Origin of the sequence: Pantoea sp. B9002, assembly GCF_013385945.1 — a bacterium.
GTDB lineage: Bacteria > Pseudomonadota > Gammaproteobacteria > Enterobacterales > Enterobacteriaceae > Pantoea.
This window is the reverse complement of record NZ_JACAPA010000008.1, coordinates 23,653-43,579: the sequence shown is the minus strand read 5'-3', so window position 1 is coordinate 43,579 and position 19,927 is coordinate 23,653. Positions and strand designations below refer to the sequence as shown.

16 protein-coding genes are annotated in these 19,927 nt (G+C 56.4%); 10 read left to right on the top strand and 6 right to left on the bottom strand.

Going from position 1 to position 19,927, the window contains the following annotated elements; all coding sequences use genetic code 11:
* Positions 1–52 precede the first annotated feature (52 nt).
* The 5 genes from mrcB to fhuB all read left to right on the top strand — a co-directional run bounded on the left by mrcB (position 53) and on the right by fhuB (position 8,719).
* Complete coding sequence (gene mrcB, locus HX773_RS04970; protein WP_176970663.1) at positions 53–2,593, top strand: bifunctional glycosyl transferase/transpeptidase; 2,541 nt, start codon at positions 53–55, stop codon at positions 2,591–2,593.
* Between the two features lie 213 nt (positions 2,594–2,806).
* Positions 2,807–5,005, top strand: a complete 2,199-nt coding sequence (gene fhuA / locus HX773_RS04965; RefSeq protein ID WP_176970662.1) for a ferrichrome porin FhuA — start codon at positions 2,807–2,809, stop codon at positions 5,003–5,005.
* Between the two features lie 55 nt (positions 5,006–5,060).
* Complete coding sequence (fhuC, locus tag HX773_RS04960; protein ID WP_176970661.1) at positions 5,061–5,855, top strand: Fe3+-hydroxamate ABC transporter ATP-binding protein FhuC; 795 nt, start codon at positions 5,061–5,063, stop codon at positions 5,853–5,855.
* Between the two features lie 9 nt (positions 5,856–5,864).
* Entirely contained in the window at positions 5,865–6,743 is an 879-nt protein-coding gene (gene fhuD, locus HX773_RS04955; RefSeq protein WP_176970660.1) for a Fe(3+)-hydroxamate ABC transporter substrate-binding protein FhuD, read from the top strand.
* Positions 6,743–8,719 (top strand): Fe(3+)-hydroxamate ABC transporter permease FhuB, encoded by a 1,977-nt coding sequence (fhuB, locus tag HX773_RS04950; RefSeq protein WP_176970659.1) that lies wholly within the window; start codon positions 6,743–6,745, stop codon positions 8,717–8,719. The genes fhuD and fhuB overlap by 1 nt, the downstream gene beginning before the upstream one ends.
* A 57-nt stretch (positions 8,720–8,776) precedes the next feature.
* Here fhuB and hemL read toward each other — a convergent pair whose 3' ends face one another.
* On the bottom strand, positions 8,777–10,057 hold the full coding sequence (gene hemL / locus HX773_RS04945; protein ID WP_008108498.1) for a glutamate-1-semialdehyde 2,1-aminomutase: 1,281 nt from the start codon (positions 10,055–10,057) through the stop codon (positions 8,777–8,779).
* A gap of 200 nt (positions 10,058–10,257) precedes the next feature.
* On the opposite strand from hemL, the gene erpA reads away from it, so the two are divergent.
* Positions 10,258–10,605 (top strand): iron-sulfur cluster insertion protein ErpA, encoded by a 348-nt coding sequence (gene erpA, locus HX773_RS04940; RefSeq protein WP_007893884.1) that lies wholly within the window; start codon positions 10,258–10,260, stop codon positions 10,603–10,605.
* A gap of 35 nt (positions 10,606–10,640) precedes the next feature.
* Here erpA and HX773_RS04935 read toward each other — a convergent pair whose 3' ends face one another.
* The 3 genes from HX773_RS04935 to mtnN form a co-directional block, all read right to left on the bottom strand.
* Entirely contained in the window at positions 10,641–10,892 is a 252-nt protein-coding gene (locus tag HX773_RS04935) for a hypothetical protein (RefSeq protein ID WP_176970658.1), read from the bottom strand.
* A gap of 108 nt (positions 10,893–11,000) precedes the next feature.
* Positions 11,001–11,810, bottom strand: a complete 810-nt coding sequence (gene btuF / locus HX773_RS04930; protein WP_176970657.1) for a vitamin B12 ABC transporter substrate-binding protein BtuF — start codon at positions 11,808–11,810, stop codon at positions 11,001–11,003.
* A complete protein-coding gene (gene mtnN / locus HX773_RS04925; RefSeq protein ID WP_176970656.1) occupies positions 11,803–12,501 on the bottom strand; it encodes a 5'-methylthioadenosine/S-adenosylhomocysteine nucleosidase in 699 nt (232 codons plus the stop codon). The genes btuF and mtnN overlap by 8 nt, the downstream gene beginning before the upstream one ends.
* A 97-nt stretch (positions 12,502–12,598) precedes the next feature.
* On the opposite strand from mtnN, the gene dgt reads away from it, so the two are divergent.
* The 4 genes from dgt (at position 12,599) to HX773_RS04905 (ending at position 18,246) form a co-directional block, all read left to right on the top strand.
* Positions 12,599–14,092, top strand: a complete 1,494-nt coding sequence (gene dgt, locus HX773_RS04920) for a dGTPase (RefSeq protein WP_176970655.1) — start codon at positions 12,599–12,601, stop codon at positions 14,090–14,092.
* Between the two features lie 136 nt (positions 14,093–14,228).
* A complete protein-coding gene (gene degP, locus HX773_RS04915; RefSeq protein ID WP_176970654.1) occupies positions 14,229–15,677 on the top strand; it encodes a serine endoprotease DegP in 1,449 nt (482 codons plus the stop codon).
* 185 nt (positions 15,678–15,862) lie between these two features.
* Entirely contained in the window at positions 15,863–17,020 is a 1,158-nt protein-coding gene (locus tag HX773_RS04910) for a CdaR family transcriptional regulator (RefSeq protein ID WP_061718082.1), read from the top strand.
* Complete coding sequence (locus HX773_RS04905) at positions 17,020–18,246, top strand: alginate lyase family protein (protein ID WP_176970653.1); 1,227 nt, start codon at positions 17,020–17,022, stop codon at positions 18,244–18,246. The genes HX773_RS04910 and HX773_RS04905 overlap by 1 nt, the downstream gene beginning before the upstream one ends.
* 42 nt (positions 18,247–18,288) lie before the next feature.
* Here HX773_RS04905 and HX773_RS04900 read toward each other — a convergent pair whose 3' ends face one another.
* Together HX773_RS04900 and dapD are read right to left on the bottom strand one after the other, a co-directional pair.
* Positions 18,289–18,681: a DUF3461 family protein gene (locus HX773_RS04900; protein WP_007893894.1), complete on the bottom strand. Its 393-nt coding sequence runs from the start codon at positions 18,679–18,681 to the stop codon at positions 18,289–18,291.
* 293 nt (positions 18,682–18,974) lie between these two features.
* Entirely contained in the window at positions 18,975–19,799 is an 825-nt protein-coding gene (gene dapD / locus HX773_RS04895) for a 2,3,4,5-tetrahydropyridine-2,6-dicarboxylate N-succinyltransferase (protein ID WP_008108489.1), read from the bottom strand.
* Between the last annotated feature and the right edge of the window lie 128 nt (positions 19,800–19,927).

Below are 19,927 nucleotides of genomic sequence, written 5' to 3'. Positions count from 1 at the left end.
AAAGCAGTTAGAGTAACGGCCGCCGCCGTAGCAATACCTGGAGAATAAAAGCATGTCTGGGAACGATCGCGAACCTATTGGGCGCAAAGGAAAAGCGCCAAAGCCGCCGCGCAGCACTGCGCGTCGGGGTCGCCGCAGGGAACTTGATGATGATATCGATCAGGACGATTTTGACGAAGAAGATGAGGAGAGTGGACCGGTGCCACCAAAAAGTAAAAAACGTCCGCCACGCGGCAAACGTCGCTGGTTAGGCTGGTTGATTAAACTCTTCCTGGTCTTTGTGGTGGTGATGGCTGCCTGGGGCGTCTATCTCGACTCGGAAATCCGCAGCCGCATCGACGGTAAAGTGTGGCAATTGCCGGCCGCCGTTTATGGCCGCATGGTCAGCCTCGAACCGGGCATGTCGTACGACAAAAAAGAGATGATTGCGCTGCTGGAAGGCACGCAGTATCGCGAAGTGTCGCGCATCACCCGTCCGGGCGAGTTTAGCGTCAAAGGCAACACCATTGATCTGCTGCGCCGTCCGTTTGATTTCCCGGACAGCAAAGAGGGGCAGATCAACGCGCGCCTGACGTTTAGCAACAATGAGCTGAGCGAGATTAAAAACCTCGATACCGGCCGCGATTTTGGCTTCTTCCGCCTCGATCCGCGCCTGATCACCATGTTGCAGTCGCCGAACGGTGAACAGCGTCTGTTCGTGCCGCGCGCCGGTTTCCCGGATCTGCTGGTTAGCACCTTGATCGCCACCGAAGACCGCCATTTCTACGAGCACGACGGCATTAGCCCGTACTCAATTGGTCGTGCGTTCCTCGCCAACATCACCGCCGGTAAAGCGGTGCAGGGCGGCAGTACGCTGACGCAGCAGCTGGTGAAAAACCTGTTCCTCACCAACGAGCGTTCGCTGTGGCGTAAAGCGCGTGAAGCCTATATGGCGGTGATCATGGATGCGCGCTACAGCAAAGATCGCATCCTCGAGCTGTATCTCAACGAGGTGTATCTCGGCCAGACCGGCAACGATCAGATCCGCGGCTTCCCGCTGGCGAGCTTGTACTACTTCGGTCGTCCGGTGGATGAGCTGAGCCTCGATCAGCAGGCGATGCTGGTCGGCATGGTGAAAGGCGCGTCGCTGTACAATCCATGGCGTAACCCGAAACTGGCGCTGGAGCGACGTAATCTGGTGCTGCGTTTGTTGCAGCAGCAGAACGTCATCGATCAGGAACTGTATGACATGCTGTCGGCGCGTCCGCTTGGCGTTCAGCCGAAAGGCGGCGTGATCACGCCTCAGCCAGCGTTCATGCAGATGGTGCGTAACGAGCTGCAAGCCAAGCTCGGCGACAAAATGAAAGATCTCTCCGGCGTGAAGATTTTCACCACGCTGGATGCGATTTCGCAGGATGCCGCGGAGAAAGCGGTAATTGAAGGCATTCCAACGCTGAAAAAACAGCGTGGCCTGAAAGATCTGGAAACCGCGATGGTGGTGGTTGACCGATTCAGTGGTGAAGTGCGCGCCATGGTTGGCGGTGCCGATCCGCAGTTTGCCGGTTACAACCGCGCGCTGCAGGCACGTCGTTCGATTGGCTCGCTGGCAAAACCGGCCACCTATCTTACCGCGCTGAGCCAGCCGAACAGCTATCGCCTCAACAGCTGGATCGCCGATGAGCCGATTGCGCTGAAACAGCCGAACGGCAGCATCTGGAAACCGATGAATGACGATCGTCGTTTCAGCGGCAAAGTGATGCTGGTGGATGCGCTGACCAACTCGATGAACGTGCCAACCGTCAACCTCGGTATGACGCTGGGACTGGATGCCGTGGTTGATACCTGGAACAAACTCGGCGTGCCGAAAGATCAGCTGCATCCGGTGCCGTCAATGCTGCTGGGCGCACTGAACCTGACGCCGATTGAAGTGGCGCAGGCGTTCCAGTCGATTGCCAGCGGCGGTAACCGCGCTGAGCTGTCGGCGGTGCGTTCGGTGATTGCGGAAGATGGCACGGTGCTGTATCAAAGCTATCCGCAGGCGCAGCGCGTTGAACCGGCGCAGGCGGCGTATCTGACGCTCTACACCATGCAGCAGGTCGCCGATCACGGCACCGCGCGTGCGCTGGGTGCACGTTATCCTAAAGCGCATCTGGCAGGCAAAACCGGTACCACCAATGACCTGATCGACAGCTGGTTCGCCGGTATTGATGGCAAAGAAGTGGCGATTACCTGGGTTGGTCGCGATAACAACCAAACCTCGAAGCTGTACGGTGCCAGCGGTGCAATGCAGCTTTATCGTCGCTATCTCGACAACCAGGCGCCAATGCCGCTGGTGCTGACGCCGCCGGAAGATATCACGCAGATGAACGTCGATTCTGCCGGTAACTTTATCTGCGGTACGGGCAGCAGCACATGGCGATCGCTGCCGGTGTGGTCACTGGATCCGAACGCGCTGTGTCAGCAGCAGCAAGAGCAGGTTCAGCAACAACAGCAGCAGTTGCAGCAGCAACAAGAGCAGCAACAGCAGCAACAACAACAGCAGCAGCCACAGAATGAGCAGAAAGATTCTGACGGTGTGGCGGGTTGGATTAAAGATATGTTCGGCAGCAAATAAGTTGCTGAGAAAACAAAGGGCGCTGCGGCGCCCTTTTTCATGCCTGCATTTTTGTTAAGCACGATCATGGATATACGCGATCTGGGCGCTAACGCCCCGCGAACAGCCATTAATCGTTGCGAATATGACACTATTTCGCCTAAAATCCGTGCGTCATAATAATCATTCTCGTTTGTATTCGCCTGCATCGACTTTTTTCGAGAGACCTCACTTATGAATACGCGAAACACCAATCCTTGTTTCTTACGCCCGCGTTCGCTGGCTTGGTTTATTTCACTGACTCTGGGTACGTTCAGCGTGCAGGCGTTGGCAGAAGATACCGTGGTTGTTAGCGCCGATGGCGGCAGCGGTGTCGAGCAAGAGAAAGCGTGGGGCCCGTCGCCAACCATCGCGGCCAAACGCAGCGCCACCGGCACCAAAACCGATACGCCGATTGAGAAGAACCCGCAGTCCATCTCGGTGGTCACGCAGGAAGAGATGGCGATGAAAAACGTCACCAGCGTGAAAGGGGCTTTCAACTACACGCCAGGCGTGTTGACCGGTAACCGCGGTAGCTCCAATGTGATCGATGCGCTCTCTATTCGCGGCTTCAGCGAAACCAACACCAACCAATATCTTGATGGCCTGAAACTGCAGGGTGATAACTACTCTGAGTTTGCTATCGATCCCTATTTCCTCGAGCGCGCCGAACTGTTGCGCGGTCCGGTTTCGGTGCTGTACGGCAAGAGCAATCCGGGCGGCGTGGTGTCGCTGGTGAGTAAGCGTCCAACGCAGGAGACGCTGCGTGAAGTGCAGTTCCAGATGGGCACCAACAATCAGTTCTCCACCGGTTTCGATTTCGGCGGCTCGCTGGATGATGACGGCGTTTACAGCTATCGCCTGACCGGCCTCGCGCGCAGCGCCGATGCGCAGCAGGAGATGAACAAAGAGAAGCGCTACACCATTGCGCCGTCGTTCAGCTGGCGTCCGGATGAGAATACGCGTTTCGATCTGCTGACCTACTTCCAGAACGAACCGGAAACCGGCTATTACGGCTGGTTGCCACGTCAGGGCACCGTGGTGGGCATCACGCGTCCTGACGGCAGCAGCTACAAGCTGCCGACCAACTTTGATGAAGGCGAAGACAGCAACAAGATTTCGCGCAACACCAAGATGGTGGGCTACAACTTCGAGCACAGCTTCAATGATACCTGGACGGTGCGGCAGAATCTGCGCTATGCGGATCTGAGAACGGATTATCGCAGTATTTATGGCAATGGTTTTAATGCCCTAACACAGCAAATTACTCGCGGTTCGGCGGTTTCTAATGAAAAGCTGAATCAGTTTGCAGTCGATAACCAGGCGCAGGCTAAATTTGCGACGGGGCAGGTTGATCACACGTTGTTGCTGGGTGTCGATTTCCAGCGCACGCGAAACGATATTGATGCGCAATTTGGTACCGCATCACCGCTGAATGCCGTTAATCCGCAATATGGCGACGACAGCGTGACGCCGTTTGATACGCCTTATCAGCACCTTAATAAGCAGCGCCAAACCGGTTTATACGCGCAGGATCAGATGGAGTGGAACCGCTGGGTGTTAACCCTCGGCGGCCGTTACGATTACGCCATGAACTCGGTTTACGATCGCGTAGCCAATAGCGTTGATCGCCAGAACGATCAGGCTTTCACCTGGCGTGGCGGTCTGAACTATGTGTTTGATAACGGTATCGCGCCTTACTTCAGTTACAGCGAAGCCTTCATTCCGAACTCAGGTTCAACCTTTGATGGCCAAGCCTTCGATCCTTCACGCGCGAAGCAATATGAAGCCGGTGTGAAATACGTACCGAAAGATCGTCCGGTAGTATTAACTGCAGCGGTCTATCAGCTGACTAAAACTAAAAACCTGACGGCCGATCCGGATACGGTTAACCATCCATTTGCCAGCATTCAGAGTGGTGAAATCCGTTCACGCGGCGTGGAGCTGGAAGCCAAAGCAGCGCTGAATGCCAACATCAATATGACCGCCTCTTATACCTATACCGATGCGGAATACACCGAAGACACCAACCTCAAAGGCAAAACGCCAGTGCAGGTGCCGAAGCATATGGCATCGCTGTGGAGTGATTACACCTTCCATGAAACGGCGCTGTCGGGCGTGACCGTGGGTGCGGGTGTGCGTTATGTGGGCGAGAGCAAAGGGTTGTACGCCAGCGGCGACGATGTGAACCAAAACTTCGACGTAGCCGGTTACACCACCGTTGATGCCGCGCTGAAATACGATCTCGCACGCTTTGGCATGCCGGGCTCCACCATCGGCGTTAACGTCAATAATCTGTTCGATCGTGAATACGTCGCCAGCTGCTACCGCGATTATGCCTGCTATTGGGGCGCTGAGCGCCAGATTGTCGGTACTGCGACTTTCCGTTTCTAATCGTGTTACGTAGGTCGCCATCAATGGCGACCCTACTGATTAACCAGGGATTATCATGCAGCATCCGCACCACGCAGAAACCACCTTCAGGCTGGATAACGTCAGTTTTCGTGTGCCAGGCCGCACGCTGCTGCATCCGCTGTCTCTTACTTTTGCACCGGGCAAAGTCACCGCGCTGATTGGTCATAACGGTTCCGGCAAATCCACGCTGCTGAAAATGCTTGGTCGTCACCATGCGGCGAGTGAAGGGCGCGTGTTGCTGAATGAGGAGGCGGTTGATAACTGGGGCAGCAAAGATTTTGCGCGTCAGGTGGCGTATCTGCCGCAGCAGCTGCCGGCGGCGGAAGGCATGACGGTGCGCGAGCTGGTGGCGATTGGCCGCTATCCGTGGCACGGCGCACTGGGCCGTTATGGTCAGGAAGATCGCGACCGGGTGGAAGAGGCGATTACGCTGGTGGGATTAAAGCCTTTTGCCGGGCGTCTGGTGGATAGCCTTTCCGGCGGTGAGCGCCAGCGTGCCTGGCTGGCGATGCTGGTGGCGCAGAACAGTCGCTGCCTGTTGCTGGATGAACCGACGTCGGCGCTGGATATCGCCCATCAGGTTGATGTGCTGGCGCTGATTCAGCGTCTCAGCCGCGAACGTGGGCTGACGGTGATTGCGGTGCTGCACGACCTCAACATGGCGGCGCGCTATTGCGATCGTCTGGTGGCATTGCGCGGTGGCGAAGTGATTGCCGAAGGCGGCCCCGAGGTGATCATGCAGGCCGATGTGCTGGGCAACATTTACGGTATTCCGATGGGCATTTTGCCGCATCCGCTGGGCGGCGCGCCCGTCAGTTTCGTTTACTAAGGCCTCGCCATGTTCGACATTTCTCGCCGCCGCCTACTGACAGCGCTGGCGCTTTCCCCGTTGATGTCCGCGTTGCCGCTGCGTGCCGCCGTGCCGGACGCGCAGCGCATTCTGGCGCTGGAGTGGCTGCCGGTGGAGCTGCTGATGGCGCTCGGCGTGACGCCACTCGGCGTGGCCGACATGCACAATTACAACATTTGGGTCGGCGATCCGCAGCTGCCGTCCAGCGTTATCGATCTTGGATTACGCACCGAACCCAATCTGGAGCTGATGACGCAGCTCGAACCTTCGCTCATCCTGCACTCCAATGGTTACGGCCCGGCGCTGGATAAGCTGCAGCGCATCGCGCCGACCATGGGTTTTGACCTCAACAGCGGCGATGGCAAACCGCTCAGCACCGCGCGTCACTCGCTGCAGGCGCTCGGCGCGCGTCTTGGCCGTGAAGCGCAGGCCGTGCAGCATCTGCAGTATGTGGATGAACAGCTGGCGGCGGCGCGTGAACGCCTCAAGCCGTGGGCCGATCGTCCGGTGCTGCTGATGTCGCTGATGGACAGCCGCCACGCGATTACCTTCGGTAAAAACAGTTTGTTCCTTGAGGTGATGGAGATCCTTGGCTTGAGCAATGCCTGGCAGGGCGAAACCAACTTCTGGGGCAGCGCAGTCGTTGGGCTGGAGCGGCTGGCGGAAGTGGGTGATGTGCAGGTGATCTGCTTCGATCACGATAACGATCGCGATATGCAGCAAGTGATGGCTACCGCGCTGTGGCAGGCGCTGCCATTTGTGCGCGCGCAGCGTTTCCAGCGCGTGCCGGCGGTGTGGTATTACGGCGCGACCTATTCGGCGCTGAAATTTGTCCGCGTGCTGGAACACGCGCTGGAGTCGCACTGATGCGCAATCGTCTTTTTCCCGTCGCGCTGCTGAGTGCGGTCTTTCTGCTGGCGCTGGCCTTAACCGTCATCAATCTGCGCCAGGCGCTGCCGAGCGATCAGTGGTCGCAGGCGTTTTTCGCGCCTGACATCAACAACATCCAGCAAGTGGTGTTTCATCACAGTTTGCTGTCGCGGCTGGCGCTGTCGCTGCTGGTTGGCGCGGGCCTTGGCCTCGCCGGCTTGCTGTTTCAACAGGTGCTGCGTAATCCGCTGGCGGAACCCACCACGCTTGGCGTGTCGTCGGGCGCTCAGCTGGGGATTACCGTCGCGACGTTGTGGCATTTGCCGGGCGGCGAGCTCACGCAGCAGTTTGCGGCGATGGGCGGTGCGGTGATTGTCGGTATTCTGGTGTTCGGCGTGGCCTGGGGTAAACGTCTGTCGCCGGTGACGCTGATTCTGGCTGGACTGGTGCTGAGTTTGTACGCCGGTTCGGTGAACCAAATCTTCGCTATCTTCAATCACGATCAACTGCAGAACATGTTCCTGTGGAGCACCGGCGCGCTCAACCAGCTGGATGGACACAACGTGGCCCAGCTGTGGCCGCGTCTGCTGCTGGCGTTTGTGGTGGCGCTGGCGCTGCTGCGTCCACTGACGCTGATGGGACTAGATGATGGCGTAGCGAAAAACCTTGGTCTGGCGCTGTCGGCGGCGCGTATTGCCGCGCTGGCGCTGGCGATTTTGCTTAGCGCGCAGCTGGTCAATGTTGCGGGCATCATCGGCTTTATCGGCCTGTTCGCGCCGCTGCTGGCGAAGATGCTCGGCGGACGTCGTCTGATGAGCCGCATGATTTTGGCCCCGCTGATCGGTGCGCTGCTGCTGTGGCTGGCCGATCAGTGTGTGCAGTGGCTTACCAGCCACTGGCGCGAAGTGTCTACCGGCACGGCGACCGCGCTGATCGGCGTGCCGATTTTGTTGTGGTTACTGCCGCGTCTGCGTACCGGATCGGTGCCGCCGGCGCTAAATCAGGGCGATAGCGTGCCGGCTGAGCGGCAGAACGTCTTGCGCTGGTGTTTAATCGGATTGCTGATTCTGGGCGTATTGAGTTGGGTTGGCATTACCTTTGGCCGCGATGCGCACGGCTTTGCGTGGGTGGGCGGTGATATGCTGCAGCAGCTGCTGCCGTGGCGCGCACCGCGCGTATTGGCCGCGCTGATTGTGGGCATGATGCTCGGCGTGGCGGGTGCGCTGATCCAGCGGCTCACCGGCAATCCGATGGCAAGCCCGGAAGTGTTAGGCATTAGCTCGGGTGCGGCGTGCGGCGTGGTGGTAATGATGTTCTTCGTGCCGGGCGATGCGGTGGCGTGGCTGTTGCCTGCCGGTGCGCTGGGCGCGGCGTTGACGCTGTTGATTATTATGCTGGTGGCGAGTCGCGGCGGCTTCTCGCCAGAACGCATGTTGCTGGCGGGCATGGCGCTTAACAGCGCGTTTGTCACACTTTTGATGGTGCTGCTGGCCAGCGGCGATCCACGCATGGCGGGCTTGCTGAGCTGGATTTCCGGTTCAACCTACAACATCAATATGCAGCAGGCGGTGCAAAGCGCGGTGGTGGGTTTAGTGCTGATTTCACTGGCACCGCTGGCGAGTCGCTGGTTGACGCTATTGCCACTCGGCAGCGCTACCGCGCGTTCAGCGGGCATGGCGCTCACCACTTCGCGCCTCAGCCTGCTGCTGCTGGCAGCGGCATTGACTGCCACGGCCACGTTAACCATCGGGCCGCTGAGCTTTATCGGGCTGATGGCGCCGCATATCGTGCGCATGCTCGGGTTCCGCCGTGCGTTACCGCAGGTGCTGATGGCCGGTTTGTTGGGCGGCGGTTTGATGATTTTCGCGGATTGGTGCGGCAGGATGCTGGCGTTCCCGGATCAGATCCCGGCAGGGTTGATGGCGACCTTCTTTGGTGCGCCGTACTTTATTTGGCTATTGCGCCGAGCATGATGTTGGTCGCCATGAATGGCGACCCTACGAAAATGCGTAGGATCGCATTTAGCAGTTTTACAGCTTAGCGAAGCTGCGGCGTGCCGCATCGATGGTGCGCTGAATATCTTCTTTGCTGTGCGCCAGTGACATAAAGCCCGCTTCGAAGGCGGATGGCGCGAGGTACACGCCTTCTTCCAGCATCAGGTGGAAGAAACGCTTGAAGCGTTCAACGTCACACTGAGTCACGTCCTGATAGCAGGTCACTTCATCAGCATCGGTGAAGAAAATCCCGAACATGCCGCCAACGTGGTTGATCACCAGCGGAATGTTTTCGGCCTTCGCCGCAGCCAGCAAGCCTTGCGCTAACTGCGTGGTCAGATCGGTCAGCGTGCTGTGGGTGCCTGGCTGCGCAATCTGCGACAGACACGCGAAGCCCGCCGCCATGGCAATCGGGTTACCGGACAAGGTACCGGCCTGATAAACCGGACCGGTTGGTGCCAGCGCATCCATTACATCGCGACGACCACCAAAGGCACCGACTGGCATGCCGCCGCCGATGATTTTACCAAGGCAGGTCAGGTCTGGCGTCACGTCGTAATAGGCCTGAGCACCGCCTAATGCGACACGGAAGCCGGTCATCACTTCGTCGATAATCAGCAGCGCGCCGAATTCGTCACACAGCGCGCGCAGGCCCGGCAGGAAGTCTGGCTGCGGTGGAATGCAGTTCATGTTGCCCGCTACCGGTTCAACGATGATGCAGGCGATATCCTCAGGATACTGCTCGAAAGCCGCACGCACGGTGCTGAGATCGTTATAAGTGCAGGTCAGCGTGTGCTTAGCGAAATCGGCCGGTACACCTGGCGAGTTTGGCTGGCCCAGCGTCAACGCGCCGGACCCGGCTTTCACCAGCAGGCAGTCGGCGTGGCCGTGATAGCAGCCTTCGAACTTGATGATTTTGTCGCGATGGGTGAAGCCGCGCGCCAGGCGAATGGCGCTCATGGTGGCTTCGGTGCCGGAGTTAACCATGCGCACCATGTCCATGCTTGGCACCAGCTCGCACACCAGCTCGGCCATTTTCACTTCCATCTCGGTTGGCGCGCCGAAGCTCAGACCGCGCGCAGCCGCTTCAATCACCGCGTTACGGATGTTGGCGTTGTTATGACCCAGCACCATCGGGCCCCACGAACCGACATAATCGATATAGCCTTTGCCGTCGGCGTCATACAGATACGCACCGTCAGCGCGTTCGATGAACAGCGGCACACCGCCCACACCGGTAAATGCACGTACCGGGGAGTTCACACCGCCGGGGATCAGGCGTTGCGCTGCGGCATACAGGTTTTCTGACTTACTCATTGTTCTGCTCCTGCTGTTCGGGAAAAAATCTGGCGCCATTCTACGGGAATAACGGCTTGCGCTAAAGTTTAGGGTATATACTTTCCTGCGCATGCGGCGGCACGCAGTGTCAAGCTTGAGACTTGATTGCACTGGACGGCTGGCAGATAATAGCGAGATTAAGGTCGTTTTCTGACCTCGACGTTTACCCGGAGTAAAAGATGAGTGACGACTTAGCAGCGCTGCCTTTGCAATTCACTGATGCAGCAGCAAAAAAAGTGAAAAACCTGATTTCTGATGAAGAGAATCCCGAGCTGAAATTGCGCGTCTATATTACCGGCGGCGGTTGCAGCGGTTTCCAGTACGGCTTCACATTTGACGATCAAATGAATGACGGCGACATGACCATCGAGAAACAAGGCGTGGCGCTGGTGGTGGATCCGATGAGTCTGCAATATCTGGTGGGCGGTTCAGTGGATTACACCGAAGGCCTGGAAGGTTCACGTTTTATCGTGACCAACCCGAATGCCAAAACCACCTGCGGTTGCGGTTCTTCCTTCAGCATCTAATGCTGCTTCTGGCTGCCGTTCTGGTAGCCAGATTCCTACCACTCAATTGTCACTAAACGCGCAGATTCACGGCGCGTGGCATCGCGTTTTAACACACGTTCGGTAATGCGCGGCTGCGCGCTGAAATGACGTCCACAATCCACTTTGGGCAGAGTGTGTTCACTCTGGCGTGAGATATCGCAACGCGAGAATAACGTCAAGGTGACGGCAATAGAGCCGGTCGACGTGGCCGCACTCAGAGGTGCAGCGATCACGAGCCCTATGGCCAGCAGCAGTGCTCTGGTCATGAATAGTTCCTGGTGAAGACAAAATTGCGCTAAGCGCTAAAAATGGGCACAGAGCATACGTGGCTGCTGCGCCTTGTATTATGATTTACGACAATTCTTGCCGAATCTTTAATCTTTATTGGTGCTTTTTTTCGTCGGATGTAAATCTGCACACAGCTGTTTCGCTGCCAGCAGCATGCGAGGCCCCGGACGGCTTAGCCAATCGTCATTGATGGCGATCACCGGCACATCCAATTGCGGCTGCCAGAATTTAGCAATGCTGGCAGCCTGAGCGGCATCACCCCCGATGACAATCGCCTGCGGATGGCGCATCAGCACCTGTTCGCGGCTCACTTGTGGCCAGCTAACGCTGCTATCGGCAAAAATATTCTTGCCGCCGCACAGTTCAATCACCTGGTTTTGCAGGGTGTTACGCGAAGCCGTAAACAGCGGCTGCTGACCAAACTGCAAAAACAGCGGCAGCGGCGTACTTTGCTGATACTGCTGGCGCAGCGCCGCTTCCTGCGCGCGTAAGGCCTGCGCCGCATCAATGGCTTGCTGCGGCTGCGGACTCCAGCGCCGTAACGCCGCCAGCGCATCGATCATTTGATCAATGGTTTGCGGATCGATCCACTCAACCTTAATCCCGAAACGCTGCAGCTGTTCGATTTGCCGCTGCGGATTACCGCCGCGCCACGCCAGCACCACATCCGGCTTGAGCTGCAGAATGCGCTCCACTTTAATGCCTTGCCAGTTAGCCACCTGTTCCAGCGTGTTGGCCTGCGCGGGATAATCGGAGAAGGCGCTGACGGCCAGCGGCGTAATGCCTGCGGCAAAGGCCAGTTCCGTCAGATGGGGCGAAAGGGTGATGACGCGCGGCGCGGCGGCGAACAGGCTGTTGCACAGCAGCAACAGCCCAAGCAGCAGGATTTTAGCCACGCGCCAGCTGAACCAGCAGGTTTTCAACCATCAGCGAAGACTGTTTTGCCGCAACGCTGAGGAACTCGTCGAAGCTGAGGTGTGATTCCTGATCGGCGACGTCAGAAATGGCGCGCACCACCACAAATGGCACCTTGAACTGATGGCAAACGTGACCAATCGCGGTCGCTTCCATCTCCACCGCAATCGCCTGCGGGAAGGTGGTGCGGATGCGTTCCAGCGGTGCAGCGCCGTTGATAAACGCATCGCCGCTCACTACCAAACCGCGTACCGCGTTGAGGTCAAGCTGCTTGATAACCAGCTCAGCGGCGGCAATCAGTTTGTCATCCGCCACGAAAGCCGCGGGGCAGCTGGCCATCTGGCCTGGCTCGTAACCGAAGGCGGTGACGTCGACATCGTGATAGCGCACTTCATCCGACACCACGATATCGCCCACTTTCAGCGTTGGCGCCAGGCCGCCAGCAGAACCGGTGTTGATTACCACATCCGGCTTGCACAGCTGAAGCAGCAACGTGGTGCCGAGCGCGGCAGCCACTTTGCCGATGCCTGATTTCAGCAGCGCCACCTCAACACCGTTCAGCGTGCCGGTGTAAATTTCGCAGCCGGCCAGCGCCAGTGTCTGGCGGTTTTCGATTTTGTCACGCAGCAGAGTAACTTCCTGCTCCATCGCGCCAATAATGCCTACTTTCATAAGAATCTCGCTAATTTAATGGATGTAACCCGCAAAAGTGAGGCATAGTCTAACATGGCTGATTGAGGAAGAATTCACGAAAAAATAAGGGGTAATTATGGCGACGATCAATTTCAGGAAGAAGATCAGTTTCACCCGCCCTTATACCAGCCGCAAAGATCCCGAAGGGGAATACTTTATTACCCGCCACTTTGAAAGCGATCGCGGACGTATTATTAACTCCGCCGCGATTCGTCGTCTGCAACAGAAAACTCAGGTATTCCCGCTGGAGCGCAATGCGGCGGTGCGATCGCGTCTGACGCACTCGCTGGAAGTGCAGCAAACCGGGCGATATATCACCAAAGAGATTCTGCAAGCGCTGAAAACTCAGGGCGGCGGGCTGGCGAATTATGGGCTGGATGAGTTTGAAGGCGCCTTCGAAAGCCTGATTGAGATGGCCTGTTTGCTGCACGATGTCGGTAATCCGCCGTTTGGTCATTTTGGTGAAGCGGCGATCAATGACTGGTTCGACGATAATCTGCCAGCCGAGCTCGTCGATCCGCTGGTAGCGGGCGTTGCCGATGAAGCTGAGCGCGCCGCGTTTGACCAGTTAAATGCCATGATCCGTCAGGATTTGTGCCATTTCGAGGGCAACGCCCAGGCGATTCGCTTGGTGCACACGCTGCTGCAACTCAATCTCAGCTATGCGCAGGTAGCCTGTATTTTGAAATATACCGCGCCCGCATGGTGGCAAGGCGATAAACCGGCTGAATTTAGCGTATTAATGAAAAAACCGGGCTTCTATTTATCCGAGCGTGAATATGTGGCTGAGTTGCGCGAAGCGACGAATATTAAACAGCACCATCGTTTTCCGCTCACCTGGATAATGGAAGCCGCCGATGATATCTCTTATTGCATTGCCGATCTGGATGACGCCGTGGAAAAAGATATTTTCCATGTTGAAACGCTGTATAAGCATTTATTGGATGCCTGGGGCACGGTAAAAAACGGCGATGTTTTCAGCCGCACTATCGGCGATGCCTGGAAAGAGGCTAATCAGAAAAAACGCCGCAGTATCAGCGATCAATTCTTTATGTCATTGCGGGTTAACGTGCAAAACGTGCTGGTTAGCCATGCGGTTAAGCGTTTTATTGACAACCTGCCGGCTATTTTCGAAGGCGATTTTAATCACGCTTTACTGGAAGATGATGGCGAAGAAGGGCGCTTGCTGAAATTATTTAAAACGGTCGCGCGTCAGCAAGTGTTTAATCATCCGGAAGTTGAACAACTGGAATTGCAGGGTTATCGGGTGATTAAAGGTCTGCTCGAAATATATCAATCATTGCTGTTGCTGGATTACGAGCAATTTACCACCTTGATGAACGAGGATTTTCTGGCAAAGCATCCGATTGAAACCCGGTTGTTTCATAAGCTTTCCGGCAAACATCGCAAAGCCTATCAGCAACACATGCGTTCATTGATTGTTGAGCATAAATATCAGCGCTTGTTGTGGGAACGTTATTATCGTGCGCGTCTGATTCAGGACTACATTAGTGGGATGACGGACAATTATGCCTGGGATGAATATCGTCGTTTAATGGCGGTTGAATAAGCGCAGAATTGTAAAGGCGAAGAACAATTTTTTACCTTTGCCTAAAACTTTATTAGGAACTTCGCGCTAAAAACTTAATCTCACCATCACGACCACAGCAATGGTCTGGCCGTAATTCTTAGAGAGACACAGATTAATGAAAAAAAACACAATTATGCTGGCGTTGGCGCTGAGTTTCGGCGCGACGGCATTGAGCCCTGTGAGTGTATTTGCAGCCGAAACAGCTTCTTCTTCCAGCCAGCAGTTGCCAAGCCTGGCACCGATGCTGGAAAAAGTCATGCCGTCCGTGGTGAGTATCAGCGTGGAAGGCACGACGACGGTTAAAACACCGCGTATGCCGCAGCAGTTCCAGCAATTCTTTGGTGATAATTCTCCGTTCTGCCAGGACGGTTCACCGTTCCAGAGTTCGCCCATGTGCCAAAACGGCGCGGGCGGTGACGGCGGCGGCGCGGATGGCGGTGCTAACGCGCAGAAACAGCAGTTCCGCGCCCTCGGTTCCGGCGTGGTGATTAACGCGGATAAAGGCTATGTGGTGACCAACAACCACGTGGTGGATAACGCGACCAAAATTCAGGTGCAGCTCAGCGATGGCCGTCGTTATGACGCCAAAGTGATCGGTAAAGATCCGCAGTCAGACATCGCGCTGATTCAGCTGCAGGATGCGAAAAACCTCACCGCAATCAAGATTGCCGATTCCGACAACTTGCGCGTCGGTGATTACACCGTGGCGATCGGTAACCCGTACGGCCTTGGCGAAACGGTGACCTCGGGGATTGTTTCGGCGCTGGGCCGCAGCGGCCTGAACGTTGAAAACTATGAAAACTTCATCCAGACCGATGCGGCGATCAACCGTGGTAACTCCGGCGGCGCGTTGGTTAACCTTAACGGCGAGCTGATTGGTATTAACACCGCGATTCTGGCACCGGATGGCGGCAACATCGGTATCGGCTTTGCGATCCCAAGCTCAATGGTGAAAAACCTTACCGCGCAGATGGTTGAATACGGCCAGGTGAAACGCGGCGAGCTGGGCATTATGGGCACCGAGCTCAACTCCGAGCTGGCGAAAGCGATGAAAGTCGACGCGCAGCGCGGCGCCTTTGTTAGCCAGGTGCTGCCGAACTCCGCTGCGGCAAAAGCCGGCGTGAAAGCCGGTGACGTAGTGGTGTCAATGAACGGCAAAGCGCTGACCAGCTTCGCGGCGCTGCGTGCCGAAGTCGGCTCGCTGCCGGTCGGCACCAAACTGCAGCTGGGTCTGCTGCGCGAAGGCAAACCGGTGAACGTCACGGTTGAATTGCAGCAGAGCTCGCAGGATAAAGTGCAGTCCGCCACCATTTACACCGGCATTGAAGGTGCCGATCTCAGCAATATCGATACTAACGGCCAGAAAGGCGTGCGTGTCGATAACGTTAAAGCGGGCAGCGCAGCAGCGCGTATTGGCCTGAAGAAAGGTGACGTGATTCTGGGTGTCAACCAGCAAGCCGTGGCTAATCTTGGCGAGCTGCGTAAAGTGCTCGACACCAAACCTTCGGTGCTGGCACTGAATGTGCAACGCGGTGACAGCAGCCTGTATCTGCTGATGCAGTAAGTTTTAGGTTGTTGATAACAGGCGAGCTTCGGCTCGCCTTTTTTGTGTCTGTGCAAATGTCCGGTACTGAATGTGACGCTTACCGCAAATCCCGCATAATCCCGCTGGCTATGTGCAGTTGCACAATGTCAGCATCCGTAACGGATGCGTATTCTGTCTGTTCGTCCTTATCTCCGGAGTGTTTGATGGCCACCTATCATCTCGATGCGCGACTGGCTCAGGATATTGTTGCCCGCACCATGCAAATTATTGATAGCAATGTCAACGTGATGGACGCGCGCGGCCGCATCATCGGCAGTGGCGATCGTGAGCGCATTGGCGAATTGCACGAAGGCGCGCTGTTGGTGCTGTCACAAGGCCGCGTGGTGGACATCGACGAAGCGGTGGCAAAACATCTGCACGGTGTGCGTCCCGGCATCAATTTGCCGCTGCGTATTGATGGCGACATCGTCGGTGTTATCGGTTTGACCGGTCAACCGGCGACGTTGCGTCACTACGGCGAATTGGTGTGTATGACCGCCGAAATGATGCTGGAACAGGCGCGTTTGCTGCACATGCTGGCGCAGGACAGTCGCTTGCGTGAAGAGCTGGTGCTGAATCTGGTGCGCAGCGAAACCTTATCGCCAGCGCTTAGCGAATGGGCGCAGCGGCTCGGCATCGATCTCAATCAGCCGCGCGTGGTGGCGGTGGTGGAAGTGGACAGCGGCCAGCTCGGCGTCGATAGCGCCATGTCCGAGCTGCAGCAGCTGCAAACGCTGCTGACCACGCCGGAACGCGACAACCTGATTGCGATTGTTTCACTCACCGAAATGGTGGTGCTGAAACCGGCGCTGAATGCGCATGGCCGCTACGATCAGGACGATCATCGTCGCCGCGTGGATCAACTGCTGCAACGCATGAAGGAGAGCGGACAGGTGCGAATGCGTATCGCGCTCGGCAACTACTTTACCGGTCCCGGCAGCATCGCACGTTCGTACCGCACCGCGCGCACCACCATGATGGTGGGCAAACAGCGCATGCCGGAACAGCGCAGCTATTTTTATCAGGATCTGGTGCTGCCGGTGCTGCTGGACAGTTTACGCGGCGGCTGGCAGGCCAACGAACTGGCGCGCCCGTTGGCAAAGCTGAAAAGCATGGATAACAATGGCTTGCTGCGACGCACGCTGGTGGCGTGGTTCAGTCATAATGTGCAACCGAGCGCTACGGCACGCGCGCTGTTTATTCATCGCAACACGCTGGAGTATCGCCTCAACCGTATTTCCGAGCTCACCGGGCTGGATCTGGGTAACTTTGACGATCGTTTGCTGCTGTACGTGGCGCTTCAACTGGATGAGCAGAGTTAATGAGGAATCTGTGGATTGCGCTGCTATGGCTGTATAGCGCGCTTAGTGTGGCTAACGATCCGGCCTTTCTCTCTTTAAACGATCTGCAGAAAGTTAAGCAGCAGTTGGCACAACATCAAGCCGCGCCGCCAACGCTCGACGCGTGGTATCAGCTAAAACAGCAGGCGGATAACGCGCTGAAACACCCCAATCCCAGCGTCACCGATAAAGGCATGCTGCCGCCGAGCGGGTCGAAGCAGGATTATTTAAGCCTGAGCGCCTATTGGTGGCCGGACGCCAGCACCGCCGACGGCCTGCCGTGGCAGCGTCGCGATGGCGAAGTGAATCCTGCCAGTAAGAATGATCAAAGTGATGGTGTACGGCTGGCGCGCTTTACCGCTGATTTTCAGGCGCTGACGCTGGCCTGGTATTTCTCTGGCGATCAACGTTATGCCGACAAAGCGCTGGCGATGATGCGTCACTGGTTTATCGATCCCGCCAGCCGTATGCATCCCAACCTTAATTTTGCCCAAGGCATTCCGGGCCGATCCGTAGGCCGCCATGATGGCGTGCTCGATGGGCGCTACTTTGCCACGCGCGTGGTGGATGCGTTGACTTTGCTACGCAATGCGCCCGGTTGGCAGCCAGCCGATCAGCAGGCGATGCAGCAGTGGTTTAGCGAGTATCTGCACTGGCTGCGGCACAATCCGTTAGCACTGAAAGAAGCGGCGGCGGCGAACAATCATGGCAGTTGGTATTGCACGCAGGTGGCGGGGATTGCGTGGTATCTGGGCGATCGTGAGACAGTCAAAGCGATGGTAGAGCTGGCGCGCAGTAAAATTGCGCTGCAAATTCGTGCCGATGGCAGCCAGCCCGCTGAACTGGCGCGCACGCGATCCTTTCATTACAGCTACTTCAATCTGCAGGCGCTTACTGCATTGGCGCAGTTGGCCGGTAAAGCGGGATTGGGTGATTTATGGCATAGCCAGCAGCAAGGCGGCTCGTTGCTGACTGCGCTCGACATGATGGCGCCGTACAGCGATGCCAGTAAAGTCTGGCCGTGGAAAAACCGCGATCGGGTGAGCCAGCGCATCATTCCGCTGCTTTCCATGGCCGATAACAGCTTGCAGCAGCCGCGTTATCAGCAGTGGATCATGCAGACGCAGTGGAAAGATCAAAAGAGTGGGGCGGTGATGCAGGCACAGCGTGATACCTGGCTGCTTTCACTGCCTTTTCAGCAGCCATAAAAAAAGGCCAGCATCGGCTGGCCTGTTATCTAAAGCGCGAAATTAACGGTTGTTGCGGGTCAGCTGATCGAGGTCTGATTCGATTTCAGCAATCTTGTTCGAGACCACGCTTTCCAGATGACGCAGATCCGCCAGAATTTTACGCTTCAGATCCACTTCAACCTGGTCGCGCTGGCAAATCTGGTCCAGCTCATCGATCACATAACGCAGGTTCGGGCTGATTTCCTGCACTTCTTTGTAACCCTGGCTGGTGTGATCGGCGACAACGGTTTTACGCTGACGTGGGTATTTGAATTTCACGCTTTTAGCGAAGAATTCACCTTTATCTTTGCGGAAGTAGATTTTAAGAATGTCGTTGTTAGCTTCCTGACGCAGGCTGTAACGGTCGATGTCGTCAGGGTTGCTGATACCTAAGCTTTTCAGGTTGTCGTACATAGCGTTTATATTCCATCTAAGAGTGGGTGAGCGCGCAGGACTATCATCATCATTCGGGATGCAGCAGAAACGCGGCAACCGGAACGCTTACGGCATACTTAATCAACTGTAGACACAAAAACCGGGATGAACAGTGCGCGACCGGAGTTAACTTGGCGCGGATTATGAACTGTTTGAAAAATAAACGCACGTGTTAATTCGCGGCGCGAAACAGGTAATTCAGGCGGGAGTGTAAACAAATAATTACGGGCCTGTAGGCAGGCCCGTTGGGAAGATTTTCAGGCAGGAGAAGCTTAGTCGATGCTGCGCAGCAGTTCGTTAATGCCTGTTTTGCTGAGAGTTTTAGCGTCAACTTTCTTCACGATTACCGCGCAGTACAGGCTGTAGCTACCATCTTTTGACGGCAGGTTACCTGAAACCACCACGGAACCCGCAGGTACGCGGCCGTAATGCACTTCGCCAGTTTCGCGGTCGAAGATTTTGGTGCTCTGGCCGATATAGACGCCCATGGAGATTACTGAACCTTCTTCGACGATCACGCCTTCAACGATTTCTGAACGTGCGCCGATGAAGCAGTTATCTTCGATGATGGTTGGGTTAGCCTGCAGCGGCTCCAGCACGCCACCGATGCCCACGCCGCCTGACAGGTGGACGTTTTTACCGATCTGCGCGCAAGAACCTACGGTCGCCCAGGTATCAACCATGGTGCCTTCATCAACGTAAGCGCCGATGTTGACGTAGGAAGGCATCAGCACAGTATTACGTGCGATGAATGCGCCCTGACGCACGGCAGCCGGTGGCACAACGCGGAAACCGGCGTTTTTGAAACGCGCCTCATCCCAGCCAGCAAACTTCATTGGCACTTTGTCGTAGAAGCGGGTTTCAGAACCTTCCATGACCTGGTTGTCGTTGATGCGGAACGACAACAGCACTGCTTTCTTCAGCCACTGATGCGTTACCCACTCACCGTTGATCTTTTCAGACACGCGCAGTTCACCGCTATCCAGCAGGCCAATAACCTGGGTGATAGCATCGCGGGTCGCGCTGTCTACGCTAGATGGCGTGATGTCGGCGCGGCGCTCAAAGGCAGATTCGATAACGCTCTGTAACTGTTGCATATTTATTTCCTGATTCTGTCAAAACGGATGTCCGTAAATTCGGACATGATTAATATGTCTACCCTAAATCATTCAAGCTGCAGGACAAAACGATTTAGCGTTTTGAACAGCGCTTGCGCTGGCCCCGT